General features: G+C 64.9%; 14 protein-coding genes. 11 read left to right on the top strand and 3 right to left on the bottom strand.

Features of this window, described 5'->3' with window-relative positions; genetic code table 11:
- Positions 1-95 precede the first annotated feature (95 nt).
- The 7 genes from I5R65_RS22045 (at position 96) to I5R65_RS22075 (ending at position 7,525) form a co-directional block, all read left to right on the top strand.
- On the top strand, positions 96-1,388 hold the full coding sequence (locus I5R65_RS22045; RefSeq protein ID WP_180669536.1) for an ABC transporter substrate-binding protein: 1,293 nt from the start codon (positions 96-98) through the stop codon (positions 1,386-1,388).
- Positions 1,389-1,470: 82 nt separating this feature from the next.
- Complete coding sequence (locus I5R65_RS22050) at positions 1,471-2,385, top strand: carbohydrate ABC transporter permease (protein WP_180669538.1); 915 nt, start codon at positions 1,471-1,473, stop codon at positions 2,383-2,385.
- Positions 2,386-2,449: 64 nt separating this feature from the next.
- Positions 2,450-3,304, top strand: a complete 855-nt coding sequence (locus I5R65_RS22055; protein ID WP_180669615.1) for a carbohydrate ABC transporter permease — start codon at positions 2,450-2,452, stop codon at positions 3,302-3,304.
- Between the two features lie 15 nt (positions 3,305-3,319).
- On the top strand, positions 3,320-4,453 hold the full coding sequence (locus I5R65_RS22060) for an ABC transporter ATP-binding protein (RefSeq protein ID WP_180669540.1): 1,134 nt from the start codon (positions 3,320-3,322) through the stop codon (positions 4,451-4,453).
- A gap of 3 nt (positions 4,454-4,456) precedes the next feature.
- Entirely contained in the window at positions 4,457-5,398 is a 942-nt protein-coding gene (locus tag I5R65_RS22065) for a BadF/BadG/BcrA/BcrD ATPase family protein (protein ID WP_180669542.1), read from the top strand.
- Complete coding sequence (gene nagA / locus I5R65_RS22070; protein WP_180669544.1) at positions 5,395-6,522, top strand: N-acetylglucosamine-6-phosphate deacetylase; 1,128 nt, start codon at positions 5,395-5,397, stop codon at positions 6,520-6,522. The genes I5R65_RS22065 and nagA overlap by 4 nt, the downstream gene beginning before the upstream one ends.
- Positions 6,515-7,525 carry an SIS domain-containing protein gene (locus tag I5R65_RS22075; RefSeq protein WP_180669546.1) on the top strand — a complete coding sequence of 337 codons (1,011 nt, stop codon included), beginning with the start codon at positions 6,515-6,517 and terminating at the stop codon, positions 7,523-7,525. Before nagA ends, I5R65_RS22075 begins: the two co-directional genes overlap by 8 nt.
- Before the next feature lie 8 nt (positions 7,526-7,533).
- Here I5R65_RS22075 and I5R65_RS22080 read toward each other — a convergent pair whose 3' ends face one another.
- Positions 7,534-8,421 (bottom strand): LysR family transcriptional regulator, encoded by an 888-nt coding sequence (locus tag I5R65_RS22080; protein WP_180669547.1) that lies wholly within the window; start codon positions 8,419-8,421, stop codon positions 7,534-7,536.
- Positions 8,422-8,670: 249 nt separating this feature from the next.
- On the opposite strand from I5R65_RS22080, the gene I5R65_RS22085 reads away from it, so the two are divergent.
- Positions 8,671-9,099: a hypothetical protein gene (locus I5R65_RS22085; protein ID WP_180669549.1), complete on the top strand. Its 429-nt coding sequence runs from the start codon at positions 8,671-8,673 to the stop codon at positions 9,097-9,099.
- 376 nt (positions 9,100-9,475) lie between these two features.
- The gene (locus I5R65_RS22090; protein WP_180669551.1) at positions 9,476-11,209 is read left to right on the top strand and encodes a DUF3300 domain-containing protein; all 1,734 of its coding nucleotides are present in this window, start codon (positions 9,476-9,478) and stop codon (positions 11,207-11,209) included.
- A gap of 90 nt (positions 11,210-11,299) precedes the next feature.
- Here the strand turns inward: I5R65_RS22090 and I5R65_RS22095 are convergent, their stop codons facing one another.
- Positions 11,300-11,821 (bottom strand): GNAT family N-acetyltransferase, encoded by a 522-nt coding sequence (locus tag I5R65_RS22095; RefSeq protein WP_180669553.1) that lies wholly within the window; start codon positions 11,819-11,821, stop codon positions 11,300-11,302.
- 180 nt (positions 11,822-12,001) lie between these two features.
- Between I5R65_RS22095 and I5R65_RS22100 the strand changes: the two genes are divergently transcribed.
- Positions 12,002-12,433: a hypothetical protein gene (locus tag I5R65_RS22100; protein ID WP_180669555.1), complete on the top strand. Its 432-nt coding sequence runs from the start codon at positions 12,002-12,004 to the stop codon at positions 12,431-12,433.
- 56 nt (positions 12,434-12,489) lie between these two features.
- Here I5R65_RS22100 and I5R65_RS22105 read toward each other — a convergent pair whose 3' ends face one another.
- Positions 12,490-12,822, bottom strand: coding sequence for a helix-turn-helix transcriptional regulator (locus I5R65_RS22105; RefSeq protein ID WP_006461216.1), 333 nt, complete (start codon positions 12,820-12,822; stop codon positions 12,490-12,492).
- Between the two features lie 125 nt (positions 12,823-12,947).
- Between I5R65_RS22105 and I5R65_RS22110 the strand changes: the two genes are divergently transcribed.
- Positions 12,948-14,036 (top strand): NADH:flavin oxidoreductase/NADH oxidase, encoded by a 1,089-nt coding sequence (locus tag I5R65_RS22110; RefSeq protein ID WP_180669557.1) that lies wholly within the window; start codon positions 12,948-12,950, stop codon positions 14,034-14,036.
- The last annotated feature ends 92 nt before the right edge of the window (positions 14,037-14,128 follow it).

Consider the following 14,128-nt stretch of genomic DNA (forward strand, 5'->3'; position numbering starts at 1 on the left):
ACCGTTGCTGGCATCACATGATCGGCGCTGCTACTGTCACGGCGTTTCGTCGCGGCTGGCGTGCGGCGATCCCCACAACACCAAGGAGACCCAAGATGCAGACCGAAAAAAAGCCTGGTCGTTTTTCCCTCATCCCGCGCCGTCCACTGCTGGCCGCCTGCGCCCTCGCCATGGGCCTGGCCGGCGGCCTCGGTGCCGCGCACACCCAGGCCGGCACGCTGACCATCGAAAGCTGGCGCGTGGACGACCTGCCGCTGTGGCAGGAAGTGCTGATCCCCGCCTTCCAGCGCAGCAATCCCGGCATCACCGTGAAGTTCTCACCCACCGCCCCGACCGAATACGATTCCAGCCTGGCCGCGCGTCTGGCCGGCGGCACGGCCGGCGACCTGGTGGCCTGCCGCCCCTTCGATGTCTCGCTCTCGCTCTACAACAAGGGCCACCTGGAAAAGCTGGACGGCAAACCCGGCATGGAATACTTCGCACCGGCCGCCAAGGCGGCGTGGCAGACCGATGACGGCCGCGATACCTTCTGCATGCCGATGGCCTCGGTGATCCACGGCTTCTTCTACAACACCAAGATCTTCAAGGAACTGAACCTGGAACCGCCCAAGACCGAGGCCGAGTTCTTCAAGCTGCTCGATACCGTCAAGGCCAACGGCAAGTACGCGCCGCTGGTGATGGGCACGGCCGAACAGTGGGAATCGCACCAGGTGCTGTTCACCGGCATCGGCCCCAACTACTGGAAGGGCGAGGAAGGTCGCAAGGCGCTCATCGCCGGCCGTGCCAAGTTCACCGATCCGCAGTTCGTGGCCGCCTGGGAGTATGAAGCCAAGCTCGGCAAGTACCTGCCCAAGGGGGCCTCGGCCCAGACCTACAGCGACAGCCAGAACATGTTCGCGCTCGGCAAGGGCGCGGTGTATCCGGCCGGCTCCTGGGATATCGCCTACTTCAACGGCAAGATGGACTTCGCCGCCTTCCCGCCACCGGTGCCCAAGAACGGCGATGCCTGCTACATCTCCGACCACAACGACATCGGCATGGGCATCAACAGGAAGTCCAAGAACAAGGAAGACGCCTACAAGTTCCTGGCCTGGCTGGGTTCGCAGGAATTCGCCGACCTCTATACCAACAAGGTCACCGGCTTCTTCTCGCTGTCGAACCACCTGATCTCGGTGAAGGACCCGATTGCCAAGCAGATGATGGGCTGGCGCAAGAACTGCGCGTCCACCATCCGGGTCAATTCGCAGATCCTCAACCGTGGCACGCCGAGCATGGAAAACGAGATGTGGAACGTCAACGCCCAGGTGCTCAACGGCAAGCTCGCGCCGCAGGATGCGGCCGCCAAGATCCAGGCCGGCTTTGCCAAGTGGTACAAGCCGCAGCAGTGATGCTGGTGACATGACGCCGTAAGACTGCAACACAGAGCGAAGGGCACGCCAAGATGTCCGCTCTCCCCCTTCAGGAGACCTCGTGAAAACCATCCGCGCCTGGCAACTGGCGGTACTGCTCGCACCAGCCGTGCTGATCTACGCGCTCTTCAGCGCCCTGCCCCTGCTGGACACCCTGCGCCTGGGCTTCTATACCGCCAATGATGCGGGCGTGCACAGCTTCGTGGGGCTGGACAACTACCGCACCATCCTGTTCGACCCCGACTGGTCGGCCGCCTTCTGGAATGCCATGGGGAACAACGTCAAGTTCTTCTGCCTGCACATGCTGCTGCAGAACCCCATCGGCCTGCTGCTGGCCACGCTGTTCAGTCTCAAGGGCCTGCGCGGGGCACGCACCTATCGCACGCTGATCTTCCTGCCCACGCTGCTGTCGGTGGTCATCATCGGCTTCATCTGGCAATTGATCCTCTCGCCGCTGTGGGGCGTGGGCGAAAAGCTGCTCGGCCTGGTCGGTCTGGCCGACTGGTTCGCCCCCTGGCTGGGACAGGAATCCACCGCCCTGGTGACCCTGTCGCTGATCTCGGTATGGCAGTACGTGGGCATTCCCATGATGCTGATCTACGCCGCCCTGCTGGCGGTGCCCGAAGAAGTGCTGGAAGCCGCCCACGCCGAGGGCGCCAGCGCCATGCGCATCTTCTGGCAGATCAAGCTGCCGCTGATCTATCCGACCCTCGGGCTGGTGACCATCCTCACCTTCGTGGCCAACTTCAACGCCTTCGACCTGATCTACTCGGTCAAGGGCGCATTGGCCGGCCCCAACTACGCCTCCGACCTGCTGGGGACCTACTTCTATCGCACCTTCTTCGGCTACCAGGCGCAGATCGGCAGCCCGACCATGGGCGCGGCGGTGGCTACGCTGATGTTCCTGGTGATCCTGGCCGGCGTGGGCGCGTATTTCGTGATGGTGCAGCGGCGCCTGACGCGCTATGCGATGTGACGGGATGGATGACGACATGCTGGCTTCTTCCTCACCTACCCCACTTTCCACCTCTCCCGACACCATGCGCAAACCCTCGCTGATCCAACGCAGCTTCGGCACCGCCGGTCATCTCTGGGTACATGCGGTGCTGTGCCTGTATGCGGTGATCGCGCTGTTTCCGATCGCGCTGATCCTGATCAACTCGGTCAAGACCCGCAACGCCATCTTCGAAGGCCCGATGACCTTGCCCACGGCCGAGACGCTGACCTTCGCGGGCTTCCAGAAGGTGCTGGCTGGCACCCACTTCCTGCTCTACTTCGGCAACAGCCTGGTGGTGACGATAGCGGCGCTGGTGCTGATCGTGCTGTTCGGCGCAATGGCAGCCTGGGCACTGACCGAGTACCGTTTCTTCGGCAACCGTGCGCTGAACTTCTTCATCGCCGTCGGCATCATGATCCCGATCCGGCTGGGTACGGTCTCCATCCTGCAACTGGTGGTGGCACTGGACCTGATCAACACCCGGACCGCCCTGGTGCTGGTCTATACCGCGCAGGGATTGCCGCTGGCGGTGATGATCCTGTCCGAGTTCATGCGCCAGATTCCGGGCGAGCTCAAGGATGCGGCGCGCTGCGATGGCGTGGGCGAACTGGGCATCTTCTTCGGCGTGATCCTGCCGCTGCTGCGCCCGGCCATTGCGACCGTGGCGGTGTTCACCATGATCCCGGCCTGGAACGACCTCTGGTTCCCGCTCATCCTCGCCCCCGGGGAAGACACCCGCACCGTCACGCTGGGGGTGCAACAGTTCATCGGGCAATACGCCACCGACTGGAATTCGGTACTGGCCGCGCTGTCGATGGCGGTCATCCCGGTACTGTTGCTGTACATGGCCTTCTCGCGCCAGCTGATCCGTGGCCTGACCTCGGGCGCCGTCAAATAATCCAAAGGAGACCTCATGGCACACGTCAACATCAAGCAGTTGCGCAAGACCTATGACGGCCGCGCCGATGTGCTGGCCGGGCTGAACCTCGATATCCGCGATGGTGAATTCTGCGTACTGGTCGGCCCGTCCGGCTGCGGCAAATCGACCCTGCTGCGCATGCTGTGCGGGCTGGAAGAGATCAGCGGCGGCGAACTGGCCATCGGCGGCCAGGTGGTCAATCACCTGCCACCGGCCGAGCGCGGCATCGCCATGGTATTCCAGAGCTATGCGCTGTATCCGCACATGAACGTCTACAAGAACATGGCCTTCGGCCTGAAGGTGGCCGGCAGCAGCAAGAGCGAGATCGACCGCCGCATCCGCCATGCGGCCTCGATACTGAAGATCGACCACCTGCTGCAGCGTCTGCCGCGCGAACTCTCGGGCGGGCAGCGCCAGCGCGTGGCCATCGGCCGCGCCATCGTGCGCCAGCCGCGCCTGTTCCTGTTCGACGAGCCGCTGTCAAACCTGGACGCGGCCCTGCGGGTGCAGACCCGGCTGGAAATCACCAAGCTGCACCGCCAACTGGCGGCCACCATCGTCTACGTGACCCACGACCAGGTGGAAGCCATGACCCTGGGCGACAAGATCGTGGTCATGCACGAGGGCCGCATCCAGCAGGCCGGCACGCCGCTGGAGCTGTACCAGCAGCCGCAGAACCTGTTCGTGGCCGGCTTCATCGGTTCACCGAAGATGAACTTCTTCCCGGGCGTGGTCACTCGCTGCGACGATAGCGGCGTACAGGTGGAAATCGCTGGCGGACTGCGACTGCTGGCCGATGTCGACCCCACCGGCGTACAGCTCGGCGCGGCGGTCACGCTGGGCCTGCGCGCCGAACAGATCCGCGAGGGCCTGGGCGACGGCCAGCCCTTGCACGGCGTGGTCAATCTGGTGGAACACCTGGGCGAAGCCAACTTCCTCTACGTCAGCCTGGACGGCGGCCATGACATCGTGGTGCGCGGCGACGGCAACCGCAGCGTGCGCATCGGCGAGCAGGTGGCGCTGTCGGTCCAGAGCCAGGCCTTCCATCTCTTCGATGCCCAGGGCCAGGCCCTGCGGCGGCGCCAGCCGGGCAACCTGCAATCGGCGCGTAGCCTGGACGAGGCCTGAACCATGGACGGCATTGCCTACCTGATCGGGGTGGATGGCGGCGGCAGCAAGACCCTGGTGCGGCTGGCCACGGCCGAGGGCCGCGTGCTGCAGGAAGCCAGCGGCGCCGGCTCGGCGCTGCGCAACGGCGCGGCCAAGGCATGGCAGGTGATCGGCCAGACCATCGAACGCGTCTTTGTGCAAGCCGCCCTGGCGCGCCCGGACGATGCGGCGCTGGCGGTCGGCATCGGCATCGCCGGCGAGAACGTGGCACAGTGGTCGGCCGACTTTCGCGCCATGGCGCCGGCCTTCGGCGCGCTGGAGATCGTCAATGATGGCGTGGCCACACTGCTGGGTGCGCATGGCGGAGCGCCTGGCGCCATCGTCGCGGTCGGCACCGGTACCATCGGTCTGGCATTGGACACCGACGGCAGTCGCCGCATCGTCGATGGCTGGGGATTTCCCAGTGGCGATGACGGCAGTGGCGCCTGGATGGGCTTGCGCGCCCTGCATCATGCCCAGCTCGCACTGGATGGCCGCGCTGCCCGTGGCCCCCTGGCCGAGGCGGTACTGGCACTGTGTCGCGCCGAACTCCCCGCCGCCACGGCCAACGAGGAACGCGCCACCTTGCTGGACTGGCTGGCCCAGGCCGATCAGGCGGCCTTTGCCCGCGCCGCCCGGCCGGCGGTCCTGCATGCTGCGCAGGACGCTGCCGCCCGCGACATCCTGCAAACGGCAGCGGCCGAGATCGGCCTGATGATCGCCACCCTGGACCCGGCACAGCGCCTGCCACTGGCCCTGTGCGGCGGACTGGCGGCGGCCTTGCAACCCTACCTCGATCAACGCCTGCAGGCGCGCATCGTCCCGGCGCAAGCCGATGCCGCCGGCGGCGCGCTGTTGCTGGCACAGCGCGCCCGGCAACAACAGGAAACCCCCGAGGAAAACCCAAAGGAAACCCCGGCATGAACGCACCGACCCAACTGCACGGCAACGTGCTGACCCCGCAGGGCTGGATCCAGGGCAACATGGTCTTCGACCAGCGCATCCGCGCCATCGACGGCCGGCCGCTGCGCCGCGAACCACGCGTCATCGACGAGGGCGACTACATCCTGCCCGGCTTCATCGACCTGCACGTGCACGGTGGTGGCGGGCGTGACGTGATGGAAGGCGGCGATGCCGTGCAGGTGCTGTCGCGCCTGCATGCGCGGCACGGCACCACCAGCCTGCTGGCCACCACCATGACGGCGCCGCTGGAAGAACTGGAAGTGGCCCTGCGCGCCATCGCCGACGCCTGCGGCAGCCGCCAGCCGGGGCGGGCGCGGGTGCTGGGGGTGCATCTGGAAGGGCCGTACATCAATCCCGGCAAGCTGGGCGCGCAGCCCGACTTTGCCATCGAGGCCTCGCTGGAACAGGTCGATTACCTCAACAGCCTGGCGCCGCTCAAGCTCATCACCATCGCCCCCGAAGTGGATGGCCACCTGAAGCTGGTCTGCAAGCTGGCCCATCGCGGCATGAAGGTACAGATCGGCCATACCGCCGGCAGCTATGACGATGGCGTGGCCGCACTGGCGCACGGTGCCTCGGGCTTCACCCACCTGTTCAATGCCATGAGCGGCTTCCATCACCGCGCTCCCGGCATGGTGGGCGCGGCGCTGGCACATGCCACCTATGCCGAACTGATCCCCGATCTGCTGCACGTCCACCCGGGTGCCATCCGCGCCGCCCTGCGTGCCATCCCGCGCCTGTTCTGCGTGACCGATTCCACGGCCGCCGCCGGCATGCCCGATGGCGACTATGCGCTGGGCCGGCAGGTGGTGCACAAGTGCGCCGGTGGTGTGCGGCTGGACGACGGCACCCTGGCCGGCAGCGTGCTGACCATGGACCAGGCACTGCGCAACCTGATCACGCTGGGCATGGACGTGGCCGAAGCCTCGCTACGCACCTCGACCTATGCCGCCGATTATCTGGGTCTGTCCGACCGCGGCCGCCTGGCCACCGGTTGCCATGCCGACGTGGTGGTGCTGGACCGGCATTTCGCCATCAAGGCCGTCTATGTGGAAGGAGAAGAGATTGACCTCGCTGATGCTTGAAGAAGCCCGCTCGGCCGCCCGCTACGTCGCGGTGCAACTGACCCACGACCAGCAGCGCTATGCCGAACTGGGCGCCCGCCTGCGGGCCAGGCCGCCCACCAATGTGGTCACGGTGGCGCGTGGCAGCTCGGACCACGCGGCCGCCTATTGCGCCTATCTCATCATGGCGCGCCTGGGCCACATCGTGGCCTCGCTGCCGATGTCGCTGGTGACCCTGAACCAGGCGCCACTGCAGGTGCGCGACGCGCTGGCCATCGCTGTTTCGCAATCGGGACAGAGCCCGGATGTGGTGGAACCGCTGCGCTATTTCCGCGCCCATGGCGCCACCACGGTGGCGCTGGTCAACCATGCCGATTCGCCGCTGGCGACGGCGGCCGAGTGGAGCTTGCCACTGCATGCCGGCGTGGAGTCGAGCGTGGCCGCCACCAAGAGCTTCATCGCCAGCCTGGTGGCGGGCGCCCTGCTGACGGCGCACTGGCAGGACGATGCCGCGCTGCTGGACGCCCTGGGGCAGTTGCCACAAGCCCTGGAGACGGCCACCCGATGCGACTGGTCAGAAGCGATCGAGGCGCTGACGCCGGCCAGCAGGATCATGGTGGTCGGCCGTGGCACCGGCTTCCCGCTGGCGCTGGAGGCCGCGCTCAAGTGTAAGGAGACCTGCGCCATCCAGGCCGAAGCCTTCAGCGGCGCCGAGATCAAGCACGGGCCGATGGCGCTCATCGAGGAGGGGTATCCGCTGCTGATGTTCGCCCCTCGTGGTCCGGCCCAGGCCGGCATGCTGGCGCTGGCGGCCGAGATGCGCGTGCGCGGTGCCAGGGTGCTGCTGGCCGCGCCGCAGGACGTGGTGGAGCGTGACCTCACCCTGCCGGTGGCGGCCACGCCGGACCTGGACCCGATCGTCGCCATCCAGGCCTTCTACGTGATGGCGGCGCAATTGTCGGCAGCACGGGGCATGGATGCGGACCGGCCGCGCCACCTCAACAAGGTGACCCGGACCAGCTGAGGTCGCTGTCAGGCCTGTGCCTGGCGCGCTTCTTCGATGAAGGCGCGCAGGTAGTCGATGTCGACGTCGCTCTCGCGCGCGCCCAGGTAGATGTGCTTGGCGATGCCCTGCTTGCCCAGGCGCACCGGCACCACCGCCATCTGCTCGGCATACTCCAGCACCAGCCAGCGCGGCAGAGCCGCCACGCCGCGCCCGCTGGCCACCATCTGCAGCATGATGTCGGTGGTCTCGATGGTCTTGTGCCGGCGCGGCACGATTCCGGCCGGCGCCAGGAAGTGGGTATAGATATCGAGCCGGTCCACCGGCACCGGGTAGGTCACCAGCACTTCATTGCTCAACTGACGGGGCTTGACGTAGTCGGCGTCGGCGAGGGGATGGTCGGCCGCCACCACCAGCACCTGCTCGTAGTCGAACACCGGCTCGAACACCAGACCCGGCTTGTCCAGCGGATCGGGCGTGACCAGCAGGTCGATCTCGTAGCCGAACAGGGCGCCGATGCCACCGAACTGGAATTTCTGCTTGACGTCCACATCCACGTCCGGCCAGGCCGCCAGATAGGGTGAAACCACCTTCAACAGCCATTGGTAACAGGGATGGCATTCCATGCCGATACGCAAGGCGCCACGCTCGCCCTGGGCGAACTGGCGCAGCCTTTCCTCGGCCAGGCTCAATTGCGGCAGTACGCGGTTGGCGACCGCCAGCAGGTACTGGCCCGCCTGGGTCAGGCGCAGATGACGCCCTTCGCGTAGCCAGATGTCGGTACCGAGCTGCTGCTCCAGCTTCTTCATGCTGTGGCTCAGGGCCGACTGGGTCACGTGCAGGACCCCGGCCGCTGCGGTGAGCGAGCCCTGGCGTTCGACTTCCTGGACGATGGAGAGGTGGATGCGATCCAGCATGATGATGAATGAAACTCATGGATGATTTGGATAGACGGATTTTACTTCATGTATCCGGCACACCATCATTGCACGGACCGGCAGCTGGGCAACACGACTTCAGGCACTGACATTTCAATTGAAATATTGGAGGCCGCTACTGACATCCTGGGTCAACCGGGCGCACGCAGACTACGTCCATGCCAGCCCAACGCCAGACAGGCAAGGGGCAAGCAGACCAAGTCCCCCACCCTGACCGAGGAAACCATCATGCGCCCATCCTTCCGTACCCTGTCCACGCTGTGCAGCATCGCCGCCATCGGCACCCTGGCCGTGTTCGCCTCGGCCTTCAGCAACACCGCCTACGCCGCCTCCGACAGCGCGCTGGAGCAGGCACTGTCGCCGCACCGCGCCATGGTGCGCACGGCACTGCAATCGACCAGTGGCAACGGGATGGGCGCGGCCAGTGGCAACGGTGGTGGCGCCATGATGCAAGTCACCGCCAGCAGCGAATCCTCGTCCTGTCGCACCCTGCGCATGCAAGCCGAGCGCGCCCGCACCAATGAGCCGAGCAGTGTGCAACGCGACCCCACCCCCGGCACCCTGCGCGATGGCCGCTTCACCATGACCGGTCCCGGTTCCATCGAATATGGCGAACGCGCCCGGCTGGAATCGCGCTACATGACCGAGTGCCGGTGAGAGTGGATTCCAGGAATTTTTCCAGCTCCTGAAACTAAGTTTTTTATCTCCTTGTAGTGCTTCCAGGCAGGCCGAACCGGTCTGCCTTTTTTTATTTATCTGACAAAGCACTGACATCACCATTTTCCTGTAACCCAATACCAGCGGGCATATGGCGTCAGCACTTTGTAAGGCTTTTGCGCAATTCTCACCAATGATCGTCTTTGATTCTTGCACGAACCTTTCTTTGCAACGGCTCTCAAAACTTAACAATCAACGACATCTTGCGCCGTTACATCCCATCACAATTTCATCGTCAACTGCGTGGTACGGCGTGTCGTTATCCACATCATTCACCCGCCGTTTCCATCATCCGTACCGGATCGAGGACAAGAACATGACAACAAGAAACAGCCATCGCGCCATCATCGTTTCCGCTTCGCTCCTGAGTGCCATCCTGGCACTCTCGGCCTGCGAGAAAAAGGACAATACCGACACCCCGCCGCCCAATGCGGCAGCGTCGGCCACGCCCACCGCCACGAGCGCACCGGCCTACGTGCCGCCGACGGCGGCACAGCTGTCGCAGATGGTGGCACCCATTGCACTGTTTCCGGACAAGCTGGTGGCACAGGTACTGGCCAGCGCCACCTATCCCGACCAGATCGTCTCGGCCAACCAGTGGCTGGGCCAGAACACTGCGCTCAAGGGCGACATCCTGCAGGCTGCTGAAGACCGGGAGCCTTGGGATGTCAGCGTGAAGTCGCTGACGATGTTCCCGGCAGTGCTGTCGCAGATGGCCGCCAACCCCGACTGGACGCGGGCGCTGGGGGATGCCTTCGTCAATGATCCGAACGACGTCATGAACGCCATCCAGGCCTTGCGACTGCGCGCCCAGCAGGCCGGCAACCTGAAGAATTCCTCGCAGCTGCGGGTCTCCACCACGGTGCGCAGCAGCCAGGGTCAGTCGCTCCCGCAAGCTGCGGAGCCGGTTCCTGTCTATGCCGGAGCGCCGGTGATCGCACCGCCGCCACAGACCATCGTGATCGAATCCAGTCAGCCCGATACCGTCTACGTGCCTGCCTACAACCCGACGGTGGTCTACGGCCCGCCGGTTCCGACCTATCCGGGTTACGTCTATCGTCCGCCCAGCCATGTGGAAAACGACGTGGTGATCGGCGCGCTGTCATTCGGGGTCGGTGTCTTCGTCGGCGAAGCCATCAACCATCACGCCGACTGGGGCTGGCATGACTGGGGCATGCACTGGGGCGGTGCGCCCGGCGGCGGGCAGGCTGGCCCGGGTTGGCAGCGTCCGGCGGTGGTGTACAAGAATACGACTTATGTGTCGCACTCGACCACGGTCATCAACCGCGTGACCAACAATAACGTGACCATCAACAACAACCGGGTGGTGAACAACAATATCGATAACGTCCATAACGTTAGCAATGTCAGCAACGTCAACAATGTCAGGAACCTGAACAATGTGAGTAATGTGGACGAGCGCAACATCACCCGTAACGAGACGCGCATCGACCATCGTCCAGAAGCTGCCGCAACCAAGCCGGCCGCCATGAGCATGCCGCACTTCGCCGCCAGCGATGCGCGCGTCGGCGCCATGCCGGCGAGCCACCCGCAAACGCAACAGGCACAGCAACAGACACAGCAACATCCGCGGCAGGCACCGGAGACCGCCAACAACCAGCACCAGGAAGCAGTGGAAAAGCAGGCCGCCCAGGCCAATGCCGCACGTCAGCACGAGGAGATGGAGCAGCAGGCCAACCGCGAACGCCAGCAGGCACAGCAGAATGCGGCCCAGCAAGCCCGGCAACAGGCCGAGCAACACCAATCAGCGGCCCAGAGGCAGGAAGCCGCCCATGAACCAGCCCGGCCGGCCGAACGCAGGGAAGTGGCGACCGCGCCTCAGCCTGCGCATCCCGCAGCGGCCGCCCGACCGGAACCCCGCCAGGAAGGCCGGCCGGTTCATACCCAGCAGCTACCGGCAGAAAAGCATGAGAGCGCCACGCGCGAACATGCTTCTGAGCAGCATGCCGCCCAGAAGCACGAGCCGGCCAAACATGAGGAAGAAAAACGCGGCGATGAGCGGCGCGAAGCCGAGAAGCACAGCGGCTGAACGCTGATCGTCCCGGCGCTGCGCTAGACAACAGGGCCGCTCTTGGGCGGCCCTGGTTTGGGATGCTTCGTTGCCGCGCCGCGTGGACGCTCAGCCGGTGATGCGATCAGGATCGCTGCGCTGGTCCAGCGTCAGCTGCAGTAGCGCCAGGTCCAGCCACTTGCCGAACTTGGTGCCGACCTGGGGTAGATGACCGACCTGCTCGAAGCCCAGCTTCTTGTGCAGGGCGATGGAGCCGACATTGCTGGCGTCGATGGCGGCCACCATTACATGCTTGCCCACGGCGCGTGCGCGCGGAATGAGCGCTTGCATCAGCGCCACGCCCAGCCCTGCGCCACGATGCTCCTTGTGGACGTAGACCGAGTGTTCCACCGAATGGCGGAAGCCGTCGAACGGGCGCCAGTCACCGAAGCTGGCATAGCCCAGCACCTTGTCGCCATCTACCGCCACCAGCACCGGATAGCCGAGCTGACGACGTGCGGCCAGCCAGTCATGGCGGTTCTTTTCATCGACCTGGGTATCGCTCCAGATGGCGGTGGTATTGACCACGGCGTCATTGAAGATCAGGGTGATGGCGGGGATATCGGCGGAGGTGGCGTCGCGGATCTGCATGATGTGGGCGGCTGGCTTGCCGTAATGAGAAATGGGGAATGGGGAATGGATGAGCCCATAGTGTAGCCCAAGACGGGCAGTGCTTCGGCAGCCGCCCGGCGGGCGGGGCGACAGCGACCGGGCAAAGGGCTTATAGTCCTGTCTTGGCCACTCATCAGCGCCCTTTCGACATCCTCAACCATGAATCAACCCTACGGCGCCACCTATCGCGGCAAGCACATCAGCGTGGAGAGCACGCAGCAAAGGAACGGTGACGTGATCTGTTCGGTCCGCATCGACGGCGAACCGGCACCCGGCCTGCGCGGCAATCCCTTCGCTTCGCTGGCGGCAGCGCAGGTAGCCGGGGTCGCCTATGCGCGGGCGCTGATCGATACCCAGCTCGACAACGATGTGGCCGAACATCATGGCTACTTCATCCGCGTGAACAGCACCGAGCAGATCGACGGCAGCTGGGTCGGCAACTATCAGCTGCATCGCAATGACAATCCGGTCGCCTTCCGCCGCGTGACGTGCGACGACTTCCGTGGCAATACCATGGTGGAGGCGGAGCTGCACGCCATGGCCAGCGCCTTTCGGGCGGTGGATGCCGATATTGCGGCGGGTCGGCTGTAGCGAGCTAGGGCCTGTTCACATTTAATCTACGAGTGCAGATTAAATGTGAACAGGCCCTAGGCCGCCTTGCGGCGGCGCGCCGGCAGCTTGTCGGATTGCGCCAGGATGGCACTGAGCAGGCCGGGGAAACGCTGTTCGATATCGGCGCTGCGCAGGGTGTTGATGTGGGTGGTGCCGTTGCTTTCGGTACGCACCAGCCCGGCCTCGCGCAAGACCTTGAAGTGATGCGAGACGGTGGACTTGGGGCGCCCGCCATCGAGTTCGCCGCAGGTCGCGCATTCCACGCGGTCGAGATGGCGCACGATCTCCAGGCGGATCGAATCGCTCAGCGCGTAGAGCACGCGTTCCAGCACGAACTCGGCAATCTCGGGATGTTTGTAGGGACGCATCTGCAGGATGATACACCGTGGGTTATACTCCTTCCATAGTTCGAATATTTTCGAACCAACGAAACAGGCAACCGCAGTCGCGACGCCTGGCGCCCCATCATTCAACCCTGACAAGAAAATACTCCATGTCCGCCCTCTTTACCCCCTTCAAGCTCAAGGACCTGAGCCTGCGCAACCGCATCGCCGTCCCGCCCATGTGCCAGTACATGGCGGTGGACGGCAAGGCCAACGAATGGCACCTGTCGCACTACGCCGGCATCGCCCGCGGTGGTGCCGGCCTGGTGATCGTGGAAGCCACCGCCGTGGCCCCCGAGGGTCGCATCACCCCGGGTTGCACCGGCATCTGGTCGGACGAACTGGCGCAGGCCTTCGTGCCGGTGGTGCAAGCCATCAAGGCCGCCGGTGCGGTCCCCGGCATCCAGATCGCCCATGCCGGCCGCAAGGCCAGCGCCAACCGTCCATGGGAAGGTGACGACCACATCGCCGCCGACGACGCCCGTGGCTGGGACACCCTGGCCCCGTCCGCCATCGCCTATGGCAAGGGCTTGCCCAAGGTCCCCAAGGCCATGAGCCTGGACGACATCGCACGGGTGCGCCAGAACTTCGTGGACGCGGCCATCCGCGCCCGCGATGCCGGCTTCGAATGGCTGGAACTGCACTTTGCCCACGGTTACCTGGCGCAGAGTTTCTTCTCGGCACATTCCAACCAGCGTGACGACATCTATGGCGGCAGCGTCGAGAATCGCGCCCGTTTCCTGCTGGAAACCCTGCGTGCGGTGCGCGAGGTATGGCCGGAAAAGCTGGCCCTGACCGTGCGTTTCGGCGTGCTGGAATACGACGGCCGGGATGAACAGACGCTGCTGGAATCGATCGCCCTGGTACGTCAATTCAAGGCCAGCGGCATGGACATGATCAGCGTAACCATGGGCTTTACCATCCCCGAGGTCCAGATCCCCTGGGGTCCGGCCTTCCTCGGCCCGATCGCCAAGCGCGTGCGCGAAGAAGCCGGCGTGCCGGTCTCGTCGGCCTGGGGCTTCGGCACGCCCGAGCTGGCCGAACGTGCGGTCAAGGAAGAGCAGCTGGACCTGGTGATGGTCGGCCGTTCGCACCTGGTCAATCCGCACTGGCCCTACCAGGCGGCGCGGGAACTGGGCGTGGATCGTCCCTCGTGGACGCTGCCAGCGCCCTATGCGCACTGGCTGGAACGTTATTGAGGTGCCTGCCGCTCGGGATTTCCCTGAGCGGTCTGGTGGTTTTCTAGGGAAAATCACTAAAGCCAACGGACGGGGGATTTCCTAAGATGACA

Origin of the sequence: Herbaspirillum sp. AP02 (assembly GCF_015767275.1) — a bacterium.
Classification (GTDB): domain Bacteria; phylum Pseudomonadota; class Gammaproteobacteria; order Burkholderiales; family Burkholderiaceae_D; genus Herbaspirillum.